A 16,158-nucleotide genomic window follows, 5' to 3' on the forward strand; every position below is an offset into this window, starting at 1 on the left:
ATGCGCAGCACCCGGGACGACCCCAGCCCTTCCGCCCAGCCTTTCCCCGCCCTCCTCTCCTGCGAACGGAGCCTCCTTGGCCACCACGACAGCCGGTCCCGCGGCCGATCTCACGCCCGAGCAGCGCCAGTCGGTGCGCCTGACCCTCCGGTCCCCCCGTCACCTCAAGACCGAGGTCCTGGCCGGGCTCGTGGTGGCCCTGGCGCTCATCCCGGAGGCGATCGCCTTCTCGATCATCGCCGGGGTGGATCCCCGCCTGGGCCTGTTCGCGTCCTTCACCATGGCCGTGACCACGGCCGTGCTGGGCGGCCGGCCCGCGATGATCTCCGCGGCCACCGGCGCGGTGGCCCTGGTGATCGCCCCGCTGGTGGCCTCCCACGGCATCGACCACTTCATCGCCGCGGTGATCCTGGCCGGGGTCTTCCAGGTGGTCCTGGCCCTGATCGGCGCGGCACGGCTGATGCGCTTCATCCCGCGCTCGGTCATGGTGGGCTTCGTCAACGCCCTGGCCATCCTGATCTTCAGCTCCCAGGTCCCCGAGCTGATCGGGGTGCCCTGGGCCGTCTACCCGCTCACGGCCCTGGGCCTGGCCATCGTGTTCCTGTTCCCCCGGCTGACCGGAGTGGTCCCCGCTCCGCTGGTGGCCATCGTGGTGATCACCGCGATCGTGGTGCCGATGGGCATGGACGTGCCGAGCGTCGGCGACAAGGGCGAGCTGCCCGAGTCCCTGCCGTCGCTGTTCTTCCCCGACGTCCCGCTGGACCTGGAGACCTTCCGGATCATCGCCCCGTTCGCCCTGACCATGGCGCTGGTGGGCCTGCTCGAGTCGCTGATGACGGCGAAGCTCGTCGACGACATCACCGACACGCGCTCGAACAAGACCCGCGAGTCCTGGGCGCAGGGCGCGGCCAACACCGTGACCGGCTTCTTCGGCGGGATGGGCGGGTGCGCGATGATCGGCCAGACGATGATCAACGTGCGCGCCTCCGGGGCCCGCACCCGCATCTCCACCTTCCTGGCCGGGATCTTCCTGCTGCTCCTCGTCGTGACCCTCGGCGAGGTCGTGGCGGTCATCCCGATGGCCGCCCTGGTGGCCATCATGATCTTCGTGTCCTGGGCGACGTTCGACTGGCACTCGGTCCGCCCCGCGACCCTGGCGCGGATGCCCCTCCCGGAGACCCTGGTGATGCTCTCCACCGTGGCCGTGACCGTATGGACGCACAACCTCGCCCTCGGCGTGATCGTGGGGGTGCTCGTGGCGATGGTCGCCTTCGCCCGCCGGGTGGCCCACTTCGTCACCGTCGACCGTGCGCTCGAGCCGCGGGACGGCCGGGAGACGGCGGTCTACACCGTGCACGGTGAGCTGTTCTTCGCCTCCTCCAACGACCTGTACACGATGTTCGACTACGCCGGGGACCCGCAGCAGATCGTCATCGACTTCTCCGACTCCCACCTCTGGGACGCCTCCACCGTGGCCGCCCTCGACTCCGTGACCGACAAGTACGCCCACTACGGCAAGGACGTGGCGATCATCGGACTGAACCAGGCCAGCCGCCGGATGCGCGTGCGCCTGGGCGGAATGCTCAACTCCGAGCACTGACCCGACCCGAGGGGCCGAGCCGCGGCACCACCCCCCGGCGCACTCTGCCGACCCATGCATTTGCGATCACAACCCTTTGTGTCTGCATGTGAACTGGGTCACACGACGGGTCTTGCCGTACGCCGTGGGATGGAGCATCGTTGCTTCTCACCAGGGGATTCTGTGGTCCGCCAAGGATCATCCCCCGGCTCCCGCACCGTCGACCGACAGCGCGCCGCCTCCGGACTCCGGGGGGCGTCACCCGCATCGGGTCCGGGCGCGGGAGCAGCAGGGAGCGGGGCCGGCTGGGGGCCGCCCCGCTCCCCTTCTGTGTGCCGGCCTCGTCCGCTTCTGTGTGCCGGCCTCGTCCGCCGGCACCCCCGCACCCCGCTCCGCCCGGCCCTGTCGGTGGTGCCGTCCGGCCCCGGGCGTCCGGAGGAAGCACCGACGGTCCGGAAAACGCACGCACCCGGGCTCCGTGTGGTGCCCCGAGGGCCCACCCGGAACCATGATGGGGGCGGCGGCGCCACCGCGCCGCCACGGACGGTCCCGGACCGCTGCGCAGCGTCGCGCCCGGTCCGGGACCGTCCTCGGAGCGACGCACCGCAGTGAGGGGGGACCGTGGACGACGACAGGATCGGAGCCGTGCAGGCACGCCTCGCCCGGCACGCCGTCGAGCGCGCCGGTCTCGACGCGGCCCGGGTCTGGTGGCACTGCTTCCAGCTCGGCGGCGAGGCCGGGATGCTGGAGGTCGACGCGTACCTGCACGGGTGCCTGAGGCTGCCGGCCGCCCACCGCGACCTGCTCGCCCGCGCGGTCAACGGACTCGTCCGGGACGCGCCCGTCGCCCGGGTCCCGTTCTCGTGGGAGATCGACGCGGGCTCCCGGGACGACGCCGGCCCGCAGGACCGCGGCAGCGCGCCGGGCCTCTGGCCGCGCGCCTGAGCCGGCACCTCCACCGCGGCGGATCCTCCTCGGAGCCCCCCGAGCCGTGCCTCGCGCGCGGCGCCACCTCCACGGCCCCGGCGGCCGCGGTGGCAGAATGGTCCGGGGTGCCGGCCCCGACGACGGCCCGCACCCGGTCGGGCGCAGCGAGCCGGACGCAGCGCGCCCGTCGTCGTCCCCGTGCCCCCACCTCGACCCTAGGATGTCGGATGGCCCATCTCTCGCCCCGCCCCGTCCCAGCCCCCGCGCCGACCGGCTGGTCGACCCTGCACCGGCACCACATCGGGGTGGACGTCGGCGGCACCCTGATCAAGTACGCGGCCGTGGACATGGCCGACGGCGAGCTGACCACCCCGGTCCTCCAGCGCCCCACCCCCGTCCCCGCCACGCCGGATGCCCTGGCGGAGCAGCTCGTGCTCATCGTGCAGGAGATCGCCGCGAGCCCCCAGGCCCCGCACCCGGAGGCCAGCGTGGGAGTGGCGCTCCCCGCGATCATCCGCCACGGCGTGGCCCGCTCCGCCGCGAACATCGACGACGCGTGGATCGGCCTGGACGTCCACCGGTTCCTCACGGAGCGGCTGGGACGCACCGTCCACGTCCTCAACGACGCCGACGCCGCGGGCCTGGCCGAGCTCCGCTACGGCGCCGGACGCGGGACCACCGGCACCGTCCTGGTCATCACCCTGGGCACCGGCATCGGCTCGGCGCTGTTCGTGGACGGGAAGCTCGTGCCCAACGTCGAACTGGGCCACCTGGAGCTCGGCGGGGTCGACGCCGAGGTGCGGGCCTCGGCGGTGGCCCGGGAGCGGGAGGGACTGGACTGGCCGGACTACGCCGAGCGTCTCCAGCAGTACTTCGCGCACCTGGAGTTCCTCTTCTCCCCGGACCTGATCGTGGTCGGCGGCGGGATCTCCGCCCGGCACGAGGACTTCCTGCCCCGTCTGCGCCTGGACACGCGCGTCGTCCCGGCCGAGCTGCGCAACGCGGCGGGCATCATCGGCGCCGCCCGGCACGCCTACCTCGCCGTGCCGCCGGCGTCGGCCTGACCTCGGAGGGCCTGGCGGAAGTACTGCACGCCCGCCAGGACGTGCAGGACGGCCGCCACCTGGACCATGACCCGACCGACGTCCGTCACCTCGGGGGCGGACCAGGCGGGCCCCGCCAGGACGAGCACGGTCCCCACCATGAGCAGGGCGGTCTTCGCCTTGCCGACCGTCGTGACCCGCAGGGTGCCGAGGGACCGCCGGACCAGAGTGGCGATCCCCACCACGACGTCGACGACCGCGATGACGATCAGCACCCACCAGGGGAACAGCCCGACGATGCTCGCGGCCACGGCGATCGCCACGGTCCCCAGCCGGTCGGCGATGGGGTCCATGACCTCCCCGACCCGGCTGCGCTGCCGGAGCGCCCGGGCCAGGGCGCCGTCGACCCAGTCCGTCAGGGAGAAGAGGGCGACGAGGACCAGCGCGCGCACCGGCTGCTCGTCGATGTCGAGGACGGCCAGAACGGCCGGGACGATGAGCGCGAACCGCACCACCGAGACCACGTTGGGCACCGTGAGCACCCGGTCGTAGTACGGCGACTCCGCCGGCTCGACCGCGTCCTGGTGCTGCTGTGCCATGTGCCTCGTCCCGTCCTCCGGCGCTCCCGGGCGAACGGTCCGCGCCCGTCGGTGCTGCCCTCGAGACTATCTGGTCGGCGCCGGGCGGCCCGGGAGATGACGCCGCCCGGCGCGAGGGCCGGCACGGTCCCTGGCCGCACTCGGGCCGCCCGGGCAGAATGGGGCGGGAGCCTCGTCGCCGGTCGCCGGTGCGCCCGCAGCGGCTCCGCCGGCGCACCCTGTGCACCCTCGCCCGGTGAGCTCCGACCCGGTGCGCGTCCTCGGCCCGACACCGGGCGCGCCACCCCGTCCGTCCCGCTCACCGGGGCCGGGCCCGACCGAAGGACCGCTGTGGATCCTCGCGTGCACTTCCTCACCCTGTCCACCCCGGACCTCGACGCCGCCCGCGAGTTCTACGCGCGGGGTCTCGGCTGGGAGCCGCTGCTCGACGTCCCGGGCGAGATCCTCTTCTTCCAGATCGCCCCGGGGACGGTCCTGGGTCTCTTCGACGCCGGGAAGTTCGCCGAGGACCTGGGCCTCCCATCGGCCACCCCGGCGCAGGGCGTGACGCTCGCGCACAACGTGGACGGCGAGGCCGCGGTGCGCGCGAGCGTCGACGCGATGAGCGCCGCGGGCGGGACCGTGCTCACGAGCCCGCGGCCGGGCGCCTTCGGGGGCGTCTTCCACGCGCACGTCGCCGATCCCAACGGCGTGGTGTGGGAGATCGCGCACAACCCGGGGTGGCGGATCGACGACGACGGGACCGTGCACCTCGGCTGAACGTGCCCGCCCGGCCCGTCCGCGCCGGGAGGTGCGGCCGGGGCCGGCTCAGCCGCGGACGTCGACGCGCAGGTGGTGCTCGACGTCGTGCAGGAAGTACGCCGCGAAGCTCGCCACGGTGAAGTCCTTGCCGTCCCCGCGCCGGCCGGTCCGGGCCCACTGCTCCCCGGTCACGGCGTCGAAGGCGTCCGCGGTGGCGCGGACCTCCTGCGCGAGCTCCCCGGAGACCTCGTAGGGGTCCTGCAGGTTGTACTGCCCCTCGACCGCCGCGGCGTCCTGGTCCCAGTCCGCGAAGACCGGGTCCTGCTCGTCGAGCATGAGCCGCAGCCGCTCGCGGAAGACCCGGCAGAGGTCCCGGACGTGGCAGGCGTACTCCAGCGGGGACCACGTCCCCGGGCGGGGCCGGTCCGTCATGCCCAGGCGGTCGAGGACCGCCGCCCAGCGCTCGACCGTGGCCCGCGCCCGCTCCCCCGTGCTCGTGACGTCGTAGTCCGGGTCGAACCCGCAGTCGGGGCAGCCCCGGTCGAGCACCACGGTCCAGTCCTTGGTCTCCGGAGGGACCGGGGAGGTGTCGGGGGTTCCGGGGCGCTCGGTGGTCATGCGGCCAATGTACCTGGGCCCACCAGGCGCGGCGAGGTCCCGCGGCGGACGGGGCGGGCCGGGCGGGTCACAGCCCCTGCCGGTCCAGGATCTCGTCCTCGTCGAGCGGCTCCCCGCGCTGGACCCGGCGGGTCCGGCGCAGGTCGGTCGCGGCGAGCACCACGGCGGCAGTCGCCAGGACGAACGAGAGGATGCCGAGGGTGTTGGCGAACCCCGCGGACAGGCCCAGGTGGACGGGGTCGGTGGCCCGGGTCAGCACGGAGGCGCCGGCGCCGTCCACGCGGTCCGGGAGGACGGCGCCGAAGCCGAGGAGCACGGCCCACGCGGCGAGCACCGTCAGCGAGGACCGCAGGGACGCCCCGGGCGGGACGTGGGCGCGGGCGTCCCGGCGCAGCAGGACCCCGGCCACCACGAGCAGCGCGGTCAGCGGCAGGGCCAGCGTCAGCGTGTAGAGCAGCGCCAGGTCACCGGCGGCGCCGGCCAGACCGCGGCCCACGGCCACCCACACCCCGAGCAGCAGGGCCGCGGGGATCCCGAGGACGGGCACGGCGCGCTGCAGGACGGCGGGACGGTGCGGCACGCGGTCGAGGGCTGTTTCCACGCCCGCCAGTCTATCGACGGGCCTCCCGCCGGAGACCCGCCCGCGGGCGCCCCGGTAGGCTGGAGCGCATGCCCTCCCCCGGATTCCCGCACGCCGTCCTCTTCGACCACGACGGGACCCTCGTCGACACCGAGCCGCTCTGGGACCGCGCCAAGCAGAACCTCGCCGCCGAGCACGGACGGCTCTGGACCCCCGAGGACTCGCTCGCGACCCTGGGCCGGCCGGTCGCCGCGACGATCGACCGCCTGCAGCGGGTCGGCGTGCCGCTCGGTCCGGACGAGCTGTTCCGGGCGGTCTTCGAGCACAGCGTCCGCGTCCTGGAGGACACCGAATTGACCTTCATCGACGGGATCGCGGAGCTCCTCGAGGAGCTCTCGGCCGCGGGGATCCCCGCGGCGATCGTCACCAACGCGAGCTCGGCGATGGGCCACCACACCGCGGCCACCGCCCCGGAGGACCTGTTCCAGGTCGTCATCGGCACGGACGAGTACGCGCAGGGGGTCCGCCCCAAGCCGGACCCGGACGCCTACCTCACGGCGGCGCGCCGCCTCGGGGTCGCCCCCCACCGGTGCGTCGTGGTCGAGGACTCCCCCGCCGGGGCCGCCGCGGGCGTCGCGGCGGGCATCCCCACGGTGGTCGTCCCCGGCGAGCTGGAGGTCGAGCGCGGCCCCGGGCTGCTGCACCTGGGATCCCACCGGGAGCTGACCCTGGAGCTGCTGCGCTCGCTGGACCCGCAGTCCCCGTCGTCGCCCTTCCACCCCGTGCAGGAGACCCGCCCGTGAGCGCCCCCGACTTCCCCGCCGCCGTCCTGTTCGACCACGACGGCACCCTCGTGAACTCCGAACCGCAGTGGGCCGTGGCCAAGCGGGCGGTGGCCGGCCGGTACGGCGTCGGCTGGAGCACCGAGGACGACCTCGCCACGCTGGGCCGGACGGTGCCCGCGTCGGCGCGGCTGATGGTCGAGCGCGGCGCCGAGGGGACCGTCGAGGCCATCACGGCTGAGCTCGGGCGGGAGGTCGCGGCCTCGCTCACGGGCGAGGTCCCGTTCCTGCCCGGCATGCGCGACCTGCTGGCCGAGCTCGAGCGGGCCGGCATCCCCGGCGCCGTGGTGACGAACGCCCTGACCGTGGTCGCGGAGGGCACCGCGTCCGGGGCGCCCGAGGTGCTGCGGGTGGTCGTCTCGCAGGAGGACGTGGAGCACGCCAAGCCGCACCCGGAGCCCTACCTGCTCGCGGCGCGGCGGCTGGGCGTGGACCCGGCACGGTGCGTGGCGGTCGAGGACTCGCAGACAGGGGCGGCGAGCGCGGCGGCCGCCGGGATGCCGGTGGTGGTGGTGCCCGGGGAGCTGCCCGTGGAGCCCGCTCCCGGGCTGGTGCTCGTGGACGCCCACACGGACGTCACCCTGGAGTTCCTGCGCGGGCTGGGTCCGGCCGTCTGACGAGGGCCACCACGACGACGAGGGCCCGTTCCCGGCCGTCCGCGCGATGCGGGACGGCAGGGAACGGGCCCTCGTGCGAGGTGCTGGGGCTCAGCGGGTCGCGGTGCCCTGGGGGGAGGACGCGCGGCGCGGGCTCCGGGTGCGGCGACGGGCCGCGGCCTGGGTGGAGCGGTCCGGCGCGGACTCGGTCGAGTACGCGGGCGCCGCGGAACGGCTGGGAGCGGCCGAGCGGGCCGGTGCCGCCGAGCGCGAGGCCGAGCCGTTGCCGGGGCGGGAGCCGCCGCGGCTGCCGGTCTCGCCGCGCTGGTCGCGGGAGGCGCCGCGCGGCTGCTCGGAACGGTTCTGTCCGCCGCGGCCGCGGTTGCCGCCGGAGCCGGCACGGCCACCGGAGCGGCCGGCGCCGGAGCGCTGACCGCTCGCCGGGCGGCCCTGCGCCTGGACGGGCGGCGCCACGTAGGCGACCTTGTCGGCGAGCTCGCCCACGAGCGCCGTGACGGCCGGGGAGCCGACGGTCACGGTGTCGAAGTTCGCGGTGACGCCCGCGGCCTTCATGAGCTGCGTGACCTCGCGGCGCTCCTCCTTGGTGGCCACCGTGACCACGGAGCCGGAGGCGCCGGCGCGGGCGGTGCGCCCGGAGCGGTGCAGGTAGGACTTGTGCTCGGTGGGCGGGTCGATGTGCACGACCAGCTCGACCTCGTCCACGTGCACGCCGCGGGCGGCGACGTCGGTGGCGACGAGCACGCGCACGTCACCGGCGGAGAACTGGGCCAGGTTGCGGTCGCGGGCGTTCTGGGACAGGTTGCCGTGCAGGTCCACGGCGGGGATGCCCATCTGGCTGAGCTTGCGGGCCATCTTCTTGGCGCGGTGCTTGGTGCGCGTGAACATCACGCGGCGGCCGGTGCCGGAGGCCAGGGCCTCGATGAGCTCCTGCTTCTCGTCCGCGTCCACGACGAGCACGTGGTGGTCCATGGTGGACACGGACGCCTGCGGGGCGTCCACGGAGTGCTTGACCGGGTTGGACAGGAACTGCTTGACGAGCTTGTCCACGCCGCCGTCGAGCGTCGCGGAGAACAGCAGCCGCTGGCCGCCCTGGGGGGTGCGCTTGAGGATGCGGGTCACCACGGGCAGGAAGCCCATGTCGGCCATGTGGTCGGCCTCGTCGATGACCGTCACGCGGACGTCGTCGAGCGTGAGGACGTTCTGCTTCAGCAGGTCCTCGAGCCGGCCGGGGCAGGCGATGACGATGTCGGCGCCCTTGGCGAGCGCCTTCTCCTGGTTGCGCTGGGAGACCCCGCCGAAGATGACGGTGGTCGTCTGCCCGGCGGCCTCGGCCAGCGGGGCGATCGCGCGGTCGATCTGGGTGGCCAGCTCGCGGGTGGGGGCCAGGACCAGGCCGGTGGGCCGGTTGGCCCGCCGGGCGGCGCGGGCGCCGTTGCCGGTCAGTCCGGCGAGACGGGACACGAGCGGCAGCGCGAACGCCACGGTCTTGCCCGAGCCGGTCTTGCCGCGGCCGAGCACGTCACGGCCGGCCAGCGAGTCGGGGAGGGTCTTCTCCTGGATGGGGAACGCCTGCTCGATGCCCTGCTGGGCGAGGACGGCGGAAAGGGCCTCGGGCACGCCAAGGTCGGTGAAAGTAGCCAAAACTGGGATACGTCTTTCGATCGGATGTCCCGGCAAGGGGGTAGCGCGCCGGGTTGCGCCGAATGACTCCTGGAGCCCCTGCGAGCGGGCTGAGACCGTCTGGAACGGTGCCACGCTGGAAGAAGAACGGGGTGCTCGACGCCTGCCTGCTCACCCGGGAACGGGGAGCAGTGCCATATGCAATACGCCTCACCCTACAGCACCGGCGGCACGCCACCACCCGGATGTGGCGGAGGGCACGGCCGCGCCATGACGGCGCCGGGCCCACCGCGCCGGTGCGGGACGCGGTGACGCGTGCACGCATCCGGCGCCGGTGCGGTGGGTCCGCGGTGCGGGGGCTACAGCGCGGTGTAGCCGCCGTCGACCAGGTAGTACCCGCCCGTCATGAAGGAGGCCTTCTCCGAGAGGAGGAACGTGGTCAGGGCGGCGACCTCCTCGGCGCGGCCCAGCCGGCCGAGCGGGTGCTTGGCGGTGAGCCCCTCGAGGACGGACGCCGGCGCGGTCCTGAGCAGCGGGGTGTCGATGTAGCCGGGGCCGACGGCGTTGATCCGCACCCCGCGCCGGCCATACTCCACGCCGGCCTGCTTGGTGAGCCCGACCACACCGTGCTTGGCGGCGGTGTAGGCGCTGTTGCCCGCGGCCACGGCCACGGTGCCGTGCACGGAGGCCATGTTGACGATCGCCCCGCCGCCGGCCTGCTCGATGGCGGGCAGCTGGTAGCGCATGCCGAACATGACGGAGTGCAGGTCGATCTGCACGGTGCGCACCCACGCGTCGAGGTCCGACTCCCCCACCGCGTCCGCCGCGCCGGCGACCCCGGCGTTGTTCACCGCCAGGTGCAGGGCGCCGTAGGTCTGCTGGGCGAACTCGACCGCGGCCTCGCAGTCCTCGGGCTTCGCCACGTCCTGCCGGAAGCCGGCGGCGTCGCCGCCGGCGGCCATGATCGCCTGGACGACGTCGTCGATCCGCCGGGTGTCGATGTCCGTGACGACGACCTTGGCGCCCTGCGCCGCGAGGTCCTTCGCGCAGGCCTCGCCGATGCCGGAGGCGGCGCCGGTGACGAGCGCGACCTTGTCCTTGAGGTCAGCCATGTGGTTCTCCTGCCGTGTGTCCGCTGGGCCGGGCCGGACGGCCCGACGCTCCCAGTCTGTCCGGAAACGCCGGGGCCCGCGAGGGGTGGCACGGGCGCCGCCTGCCGTGCCGCCCCTCGCACCGGACGGAGGCTCAGCCCTCGGCGTCCTCGGACTTCTCGGCGTCGTGCGCCTGGCGCAGCGCGGCGGAGTCCGCCTCCTGGGCGGCCTTCTGCTCGCGCACCACCTCGGTCAGGAGCTTGGTCATCTCCTTGGCCACGCCGGCCGCGGACTGCGGGTTCTGCCCGGTGACGAGGCGGTCGTCCACGACGACGTTCTCGGTCCAGTTCGGCGCGGTCCGCACGTCCGCGCCCTGCTCGACGAGCTTGTCCTCGAGCAGGAACGGGACGACGTCCGACTTGCCGACCTCGTCCTCCTCGGCGTTGGTGAACGCGGCCACCCGGCGTCCCTCGACGATGCGCAGACCGTTGGCGAGCTCGACGTCCACGAGCCCGGCGGGTCCGTGGCAGACGGCGCCGACGACTCCCCCGGCGTCGTGCACGGCGGCCACGAGCGCCTGCAGGTCCGCGTTGCCCGCGAAGTCCCACATGGTGCCGTGCCCGCCCACGAGGTAGACCGCGTCGTACTGGGCCGGGTCGACCACGCTGATCCGCGGGGTGTTGTAGAGGGAGGCCCGCACGGTCTCGTCCTCGAGGTACTGCCGCTGCACCTCGTCCTCCTCGTCCTTGCCGTCCTGCGGGGGCTGCCCGCCGGCGATCGAGGCGAAGTCGACGAAGTAGCCGGCGTCCCGGAACACCTTCCACGGGTGGGCGGCCTCCCCCACGAAGTAGCCGGTGGGCTCCCCGGTGTCGCCGAGGGAGTCGTGGCTGGTGAGAACGAGCAGAACCTTCTTCATGGTCTCGATGTCCATGTCTGTCCTTCCGTCGGGTGGCGGGACGCGGAGGGCGTCCTGCGAGCGGGTGGCCAGCCTAGGCGGCGGGGGCCGCCCCCGGGGCCGGTGTTCGCTCCCGGCCCCTCCTGCACGGAGGGCGCGCTCCCTCCCCTGATAGGGTCGTTGACGACTCAATGACCCTGTTCGCCCTCCTGAAAGGACCGACCATGAGCCTCTCCAACGCGATCCTGCGCGGCGTCTCCGGCGCCTACCTGCTGCAGTCCGGCTACGGCAAGAAGGACCTCCCCACGGAGGCCGCCGCGGGTCTCCAGCAGTTCGCCGCCACCGGCGTCCCCCAGTTCGAGGAGTGGGACGCCGACACCTTCGGCAAGTTCGTGGCGTACTCGGAGATCGGCATCGGCGCCGCCCTGCTGACCCCGTTCGTCAACAAGCGCCTCGCGGGTCTGGCCCTCGGCGCGTTCTCCGCCGGGCTGCTCGCGATGTACTTCCGCAACCCCGAGATGACCCAGGAGGACGGCGTCCGCCCGTCCGAGGCCGGCACGGGCCTCTCGAAGGACGCCTTCCTGGCCGCGATCGCCGCGGCCCTGGTCGTCTCCAAGTAGGCACGGCCCCGCAGGACCCCACGGGTGCAGCCCGTCCGCACGGACGGGCGGCACCCGTTCTGCATTCCCGGTGGCCTTTCCGGCGTCCTAGAACGTCCGAGGTGCCCGGGAGAACGGGCCCATGACGACGACGGCGCACCGCCGGGCCCGTCCTGCTCCGGGTCCGCACCGAGCCGCTCCCGCCGGGGAGCGGGTGCTGGACGCCGGCGTCCGGGCCGAGGTGCGGGCGGTCGTCGGGGAGCTCGTGGACTCGGCGGCCGCACAGGCGCGGGAGGCGGGGCGCCAGCTGCGCTGCATCGTCCGGCTGTGGCTGCTGGCCTGGGAGGACCACGAGATCGACTGGGTCTCCACGGCAGGGCTGATGCCCTACGAGGCCGATGAGCTCGTCTGCTCCCTCCTCGAGACCGAGGACCAGATGGTGCGTGATCTCGCCGACGAGATCGGCCCGGCGCTGCGCCTGCCCGCGGGCACGGCCCTCGGGCGCGTCCGCGAGGCCCTCGTGCTCGGGCTGCACCTGCCCGAGGTCCTCGAGGCGCTGGAGGCGGGCCTCTTCAGCGCCCGGCACGCCTCGGTGATCGCCGACCAGTGGCGCGAGCTGGTCGAGGACGTCCCGGCGGGCCAGGAGGCACCGTCCGCCGTCGTGCAGCGGCTCGCCGCCGAACTGGTGGAGCGGGCTCCGCACTGCACGGTGGCGCAGCTGCGCGCGTGGGCCCGGCGCCGGCGCGCGGCGCTGCTGGCCGGGACGCAGGAGGCGAGGCACCGGGCGGCCCGGGCCGGACGCCGCGTGTGGGTCGAGCACGGTGAGGACGGCATGGCGTGGCTGCACGCCCTGCTGGACGCACCCACGGCGCTCGCGGTCCAGGACCGGCTCGACACGCTCGCGTCGCTACTGGAGCCCGTGGAGGAGACCGCCCGCGCGGGGACGGAGCGAGAGCCGGACCGGTGCGGCCCGGCGCAGTTCGGTCCGGTGCAGTTCGGTCCGGTGCAGTTCGGTCCAGTGCAGTTCGGTCCGGAGGAGGATGGCCCGGACGGGTTCGCGCCGGGTGCCAGGACTGCCCGGACGGACGCGCAGCTGCGGGCGGACGTCCTCACCGATCTCCTGCTGGAGGGGGAGCTCCCCGACGACCCCGGGTTCCCGCGCGGTGTGCGCGGCCGGGTCTGCGTGACGGTCCCCGTGCTCACGCTGCTGGGGTGCCGCCCCGGCGGCCCGGCCGCCGGCGTGCCCGCGGACGCCCCGGTGCTCGAGGGTCACGGCCCGATCAGCGCGGACGTCGCCCGGAAGCTGGCCGCCGGTGCCTCCTCGTGGCATCGCGTGCTGACCCATCCCGTCACCGGAGCCGTCCTCGACCACGACCGCACCACCTACGCGGTGCCCGCTGATCTGCGCCGCCGGCTGCGGCTGCGCGACGGGACCTGTCGTTTTCCGGGGTGCCGGCGGCGGGCCGAGCGCTGCGACCTCGACCACACGGTGGCGTGGCAGGACGGCGGCCGGACGGCTGCGGACAACCTGGCCCACCTGTGCCGCCACCACCACCACCTCGTCAAGCACCGCCGCGGTGCCCTCGGCCGCTCGTCGGTGCGGCAGCCGGGGCCGGCGCCCGCCGGCGGAGTGCTCGAGTGGACCTCACCGGCCGGACGCACCTACCGGACCGTGCCGGACCCCTCGGCCGGTGCCACATCGGTCGGTGCCACGTCGGGCGGTGCCACATCGGGCGGACCGGTCCCGGATGTCGGGGAGCGGGGCAGCTCCGTGCCCGAGGACGCAGACCCTCCCCCCTTCTGACCGCCCGACCGAGCGCACGCACGGTGCGGGTGGCGCTGGGCGTGCGGCCTCCCGGTCGGTGCTGCCGCGGGACACGGGCGCGGACCGGCCCTCCGACAGCGCTGTGCCGAGGTCCGGACGGTCCCGAGGATCAGGCGGGTGGGCGGCCCGGGTCCTCCGCCGTGGTCTCCACCGACAGGCGGTAGCCCATGCTGTGGGTCTCCTCGGGCTCGAGGTGCACGGCGTCGGCGTGGGTGTTGGCGCCCTCCACGCACACGAAGTCCGTCCATCCGTCCGGCCCCACGTCGGGCATCGCCGCCGCCGTCTCCGCCCCGGGGTTCCACACCACGGTGGTGCCGGAGTTCTTCTTCCGGATCCGCAGCACCCGCCCCAGCACGGGGTCCACCACGGCGACGTCGCCGGTCGAGCGGTACACCCGGTCGGTCTCGCCGTCGAACCGGAGGTCCCCCTCCTGGACGCAGTCCTCCCGGTCCAGGACCTTGTCGCGGTAGGACGCGCCGTCCAGCCCCTCGACCCGGATCTTCCGCACGTCCCCCACCACCAGATAGGCGTGCAGGGCCTCCTCGAAGTCGAACGGGCGCTCACCGGTGTTGGTGACGCTCAGCTCGAGGGACAGCTCGGTGCCGAAGCGCACCACGCAGTAGGCCTCGAACTGGTACGGGAACTGCTCCTGGTGCGCGGGATCGGTGACGTCCGCGTCCGAGAGCCGGTAGACGATCATCGCCTCGTGGTCCGAGGACTCGCGCGACTCGACGTGCCACGGGAGCGTGCGGGCGAAGCCGTGCTTGGGCTCGCGCCCGCCCTCCGCCCCGTCCGCGAACCAGGGGAAGCAGATCGGGACACCCCCGCGCACGGGCTTGCCCGTCTCGAGCGCGGCGCTCGGGGACAGCCACAGCACCGGGGCGTGGCCCGTGGGGATCCAGTCGATCACGTGCGCGCCCTGGTCGTGGACGGCGCCGGTGGCGTCCGCGCAGGAGAACAGGCGGGGCTCGGGGAGTTCGCTCATGCCCCTCAGGCTAGACCGAGGGCCCGGTCCCCGTCAGGAGGCCGGGCCCTCGTGCGCCGACAGCCGTCAGACGCCGGTGCGCTCGTACGAGTCGATCGCTCCGGGATGGCCCTCCATGAACGCGTCGACCTGGCGGCGGTCCGCCCGCAGCTTGGGGTCGTGGTCCAGGTAGTGCCTGGTCTCGCGGACGACCAGCCCGGAGAGGAGCAGCAGCCCGAGGAGGTTGGGCAGGGCCATGAGGCCGTTCATCACGTCGGCGAAGTTCCACACCACCGCCAGCGGCACGGTGCAGCCCACGAACACGACCAGGGAGAACACGACCCGGTAGGGCATCACGGCCGGCCGGCCGAAGAGCCGCTCCATGCACCGCTCGCCGTAGTAGGCCCACCCGAGGATCGTCGAGTAGGCGAACATCACGAGCCCGATGGTGACCACGTAGTGGCCCCACTGCCCGGGCAGGCCCTGGCTGAAGGCGTCGCCGGTCATGGTCGCGGCGAAGTCCGCCCCCTGCTCCCAGACCCCGGTGGTGATGAGCACGAGTCCCGTGCAGGTCACCACGATGATGGTGTCGATGAAGGTCTGGGTCATGGAGACCAGCCCCTGGCGGACCGGGTGGGTGGTCTGGGCCGCGGCCGCTGCGATCGCGGCCGATCCCATGCCGGACTCGTTGGAGAAGATGCCGCGGGCCACGCCCATCTGCACGGCCAGCATGATCGCCGATCCGGCGAACCCGCCGACGGCCGCCGTGCCGGAGAAGGCGTCGGTGAAGATCAGGACGACCGCCTGCGGGATGGCCGCGACGTTGACGACGAGGATGAACAGGGCGCCCAGGACGTAGAAGAGGATCATGACGGGGACGAAGCCCGCCGTGACCTTCCCGATGGACTTGATCCCGCCCACGAGCACGGCGAGCGTCAGCACGGCGAGCACCACACCGGTGATCCAGGTGGGGACGCTGAACGAGCTCTCCAGGTTGGAGGCGATGGAGTTGCCCTGGGTCATGTTGCCGATGCCGAACGCGGCCAGCGCGGCGGCGACGGCGAAGAAGATCGCCAGGAACTTGCCGAACCCGTTGCGGATGCCGCGCTCCAGGTAGTACTGCGGGCCGCCGGAGATCTCACCCTTGGCATCCGTGGTGCGGAACCGCACGGCCAGGAACGCCTCGGAGTACTTGGAGGCCATGCCGAGCAGGCCGGTGACCCACATCCAGAACAGGGCGCCGGGCCCGCCGATCGAGATCGCGGTGGCCACGCCCACGATGTTGCCGGTGCCCACGGTGGCCGCGAGCGCCGTGGTCAGCGCCTGGAACTGGGAGACGTCGCCGCCGCGGGCGTCCGCGTCCTTGCGGTCGAACAGGGCCAGTCGCAGCGCGGAGCCCAGCTTGTGGAACTGCAGCCCGCCCAGCCGGACGGTCAGGTACAGACCGGTGAGCAGCAGCAGGGGGATGAGGACGTAGGGCCCCCAGATGATGCCGCCCAGCTCGCCGAGGGCAGTCTCGATGGTTTGGAGCATGTGTTCTCCCGTGGGTGTCGGGTGGATCAGGAATCGGGCCGGAACGGGACTGTGACCTCGGTCTCGGCAGAAGGCATCTAATCAC

At 73.7% G+C, this 16,158-nt stretch carries 16 protein-coding genes; 8 read left to right on the forward strand and 8 right to left on the reverse strand.

Going from position 1 to position 16,158, the window contains the following annotated elements; all coding sequences use genetic code 11:
• The first annotated feature begins 76 nt into the window (after positions 1 to 76).
• The 3 genes from H488_RS23575 (at position 77) to ppgK (ending at position 3,570) form a co-directional block, all read left to right on the forward strand.
• A complete protein-coding gene (locus H488_RS23575) occupies positions 77 to 1,600 on the forward strand; it encodes a SulP family inorganic anion transporter (RefSeq protein WP_017832583.1) in 1,524 nt (507 codons plus the stop codon).
• A 600-nt stretch (positions 1,601 to 2,200) separates the two neighbouring features.
• A complete protein-coding gene (locus H488_RS23580; RefSeq protein WP_051063728.1) occupies positions 2,201 to 2,524 on the forward strand; it encodes a hypothetical protein in 324 nt (107 codons plus the stop codon).
• 209 nt (positions 2,525 to 2,733) lie between these two features.
• Positions 2,734 to 3,570 (forward strand): polyphosphate--glucose phosphotransferase, encoded by an 837-nt coding sequence (gene ppgK, locus H488_RS23585; RefSeq protein ID WP_017832585.1) that lies wholly within the window; start codon positions 2,734 to 2,736, stop codon positions 3,568 to 3,570.
• On the opposite strand, the gene H488_RS23590 is transcribed toward ppgK, so the two are convergent.
• Positions 3,540 to 4,148, reverse strand: a complete 609-nt coding sequence (locus H488_RS23590; protein ID WP_017832586.1) for a CDP-alcohol phosphatidyltransferase family protein — start codon at positions 4,146 to 4,148, stop codon at positions 3,540 to 3,542. The genes ppgK and H488_RS23590 overlap by 31 nt on opposite strands.
• A gap of 342 nt (positions 4,149 to 4,490) precedes the next feature.
• Here H488_RS23590 and H488_RS37055 point away from each other — a divergent pair, with 342 nt between their 5' ends.
• Positions 4,491 to 4,907 carry a VOC family protein gene (locus H488_RS37055; RefSeq protein ID WP_017832587.1) on the forward strand — a complete coding sequence of 139 codons (417 nt, stop codon included), beginning with the start codon at positions 4,491 to 4,493 and terminating at the stop codon, positions 4,905 to 4,907.
• 48 nt (positions 4,908 to 4,955) lie between these two features.
• Here the strand turns inward: H488_RS37055 and H488_RS23600 are convergent, their stop codons facing one another.
• Both H488_RS23600 and H488_RS23605 read right to left on the reverse strand, forming a co-directional pair.
• Positions 4,956 to 5,507, reverse strand: coding sequence for a DinB family protein (locus tag H488_RS23600; protein ID WP_017832588.1), 552 nt, complete (start codon positions 5,505 to 5,507; stop codon positions 4,956 to 4,958).
• Positions 5,508 to 5,574: 67 nt separating this feature from the next.
• A complete protein-coding gene (locus tag H488_RS23605; RefSeq protein WP_051063729.1) occupies positions 5,575 to 6,108 on the reverse strand; it encodes a hypothetical protein in 534 nt (177 codons plus the stop codon).
• A 68-nt stretch (positions 6,109 to 6,176) separates the two neighbouring features.
• On the opposite strand from H488_RS23605, the gene H488_RS23610 reads away from it, so the two are divergent.
• Positions 6,177 to 6,890, forward strand: coding sequence for an HAD family hydrolase (locus tag H488_RS23610; protein ID WP_017832590.1), 714 nt, complete (start codon positions 6,177 to 6,179; stop codon positions 6,888 to 6,890).
• The gene (locus H488_RS23615) at positions 6,887 to 7,546 is read left to right on the forward strand and encodes an HAD family hydrolase (RefSeq protein WP_017832591.1); all 660 of its coding nucleotides are present in this window, start codon (positions 6,887 to 6,889) and stop codon (positions 7,544 to 7,546) included. Before H488_RS23610 ends, H488_RS23615 begins: the two co-directional genes overlap by 4 nt.
• A gap of 90 nt (positions 7,547 to 7,636) precedes the next feature.
• Here the strand turns inward: H488_RS23615 and H488_RS23620 are convergent, their stop codons facing one another.
• The 3 genes from H488_RS23620 to H488_RS23630 all read right to left on the reverse strand — a co-directional run bounded on the left by H488_RS23620 (position 7,637) and on the right by H488_RS23630 (position 11,188).
• Entirely contained in the window at positions 7,637 to 9,163 is a 1,527-nt protein-coding gene (locus H488_RS23620) for a DEAD/DEAH box helicase (RefSeq protein WP_017832592.1), read from the reverse strand.
• A gap of 362 nt (positions 9,164 to 9,525) precedes the next feature.
• On the reverse strand, positions 9,526 to 10,278 hold the full coding sequence (locus H488_RS23625) for an SDR family NAD(P)-dependent oxidoreductase (protein WP_017832593.1): 753 nt from the start codon (positions 10,276 to 10,278) through the stop codon (positions 9,526 to 9,528).
• Positions 10,279 to 10,411: 133 nt separating this feature from the next.
• Positions 10,412 to 11,188: a type 1 glutamine amidotransferase domain-containing protein gene (locus H488_RS23630; protein WP_017832594.1), complete on the reverse strand. Its 777-nt coding sequence runs from the start codon at positions 11,186 to 11,188 to the stop codon at positions 10,412 to 10,414.
• A 188-nt stretch (positions 11,189 to 11,376) separates the two neighbouring features.
• On the opposite strand from H488_RS23630, the gene H488_RS23635 reads away from it, so the two are divergent.
• On the forward strand, positions 11,377 to 11,772 hold the full coding sequence (locus H488_RS23635) for a hypothetical protein (protein WP_017832595.1): 396 nt from the start codon (positions 11,377 to 11,379) through the stop codon (positions 11,770 to 11,772).
• Between the two features lie 121 nt (positions 11,773 to 11,893).
• Positions 11,894 to 13,555 (forward strand): HNH endonuclease signature motif containing protein, encoded by a 1,662-nt coding sequence (locus H488_RS35985; RefSeq protein WP_150110301.1) that lies wholly within the window; start codon positions 11,894 to 11,896, stop codon positions 13,553 to 13,555.
• 130 nt (positions 13,556 to 13,685) lie between these two features.
• Here H488_RS35985 and H488_RS23645 read toward each other — a convergent pair whose 3' ends face one another.
• Positions 13,686 to 14,561, reverse strand: a complete 876-nt coding sequence (locus H488_RS23645) for a D-hexose-6-phosphate mutarotase (RefSeq protein WP_017832597.1) — start codon at positions 14,559 to 14,561, stop codon at positions 13,686 to 13,688.
• Between the two features lie 66 nt (positions 14,562 to 14,627).
• Positions 14,628 to 16,073 carry an alanine/glycine:cation symporter family protein gene (locus tag H488_RS23650; protein ID WP_017832598.1) on the reverse strand — a complete coding sequence of 482 codons (1,446 nt, stop codon included), beginning with the start codon at positions 16,071 to 16,073 and terminating at the stop codon, positions 14,628 to 14,630.
• Positions 16,074 to 16,158 lie beyond the last annotated feature (85 nt).

Origin of the sequence: Kocuria sp. UCD-OTCP (assembly GCF_000349605.1) — a bacterium.
Lineage (GTDB): Bacteria > Actinomycetota > Actinomycetes > Actinomycetales > Micrococcaceae > Kocuria > Kocuria rosea.

What these genes read in the sequence shown, in the direction of transcription:
- ppgK (WP_017832585.1), top strand. Translation starts at nt 2,734, where the DNA reads ATGGCCCATCTCTCGCCCCGCCCCGTCCCAGCCCCCGCGCCGACCGGC.
- H488_RS23590 (WP_017832586.1), bottom strand. Translation starts at nt 4,148, where the DNA reads ATGGCACAGCAGCACCAGGACGCGGTCGAGCCGGCGGAGTCGCCGTAC.
- H488_RS23600 (WP_017832588.1), bottom strand. Translation starts at nt 5,507, where the DNA reads ATGACCACCGAGCGCCCCGGAACCCCCGACACCTCCCCGGTCCCTCCG.
- H488_RS23610 (WP_017832590.1), top strand. Translation starts at nt 6,177, where the DNA reads ATGCCCTCCCCCGGATTCCCGCACGCCGTCCTCTTCGACCACGACGGG.
- H488_RS23625 (WP_017832593.1), bottom strand. Translation starts at nt 10,278, where the DNA reads ATGGCTGACCTCAAGGACAAGGTCGCGCTCGTCACCGGCGCCGCCTCC.
- H488_RS23630 (WP_017832594.1), bottom strand. Translation starts at nt 11,188, where the DNA reads ATGGACATCGAGACCATGAAGAAGGTTCTGCTCGTTCTCACCAGCCAC.
- H488_RS23635 (WP_017832595.1), top strand. Translation starts at nt 11,377, where the DNA reads ATGAGCCTCTCCAACGCGATCCTGCGCGGCGTCTCCGGCGCCTACCTG.
- H488_RS35985 (WP_150110301.1), top strand. Translation starts at nt 11,894, where the DNA reads ATGACGACGACGGCGCACCGCCGGGCCCGTCCTGCTCCGGGTCCGCAC.
- H488_RS23645 (WP_017832597.1), bottom strand. Translation starts at nt 14,561, where the DNA reads ATGAGCGAACTCCCCGAGCCCCGCCTGTTCTCCTGCGCGGACGCCACC.
- H488_RS23650 (WP_017832598.1), bottom strand. Translation starts at nt 16,073, where the DNA reads ATGCTCCAAACCATCGAGACTGCCCTCGGCGAGCTGGGCGGCATCATC.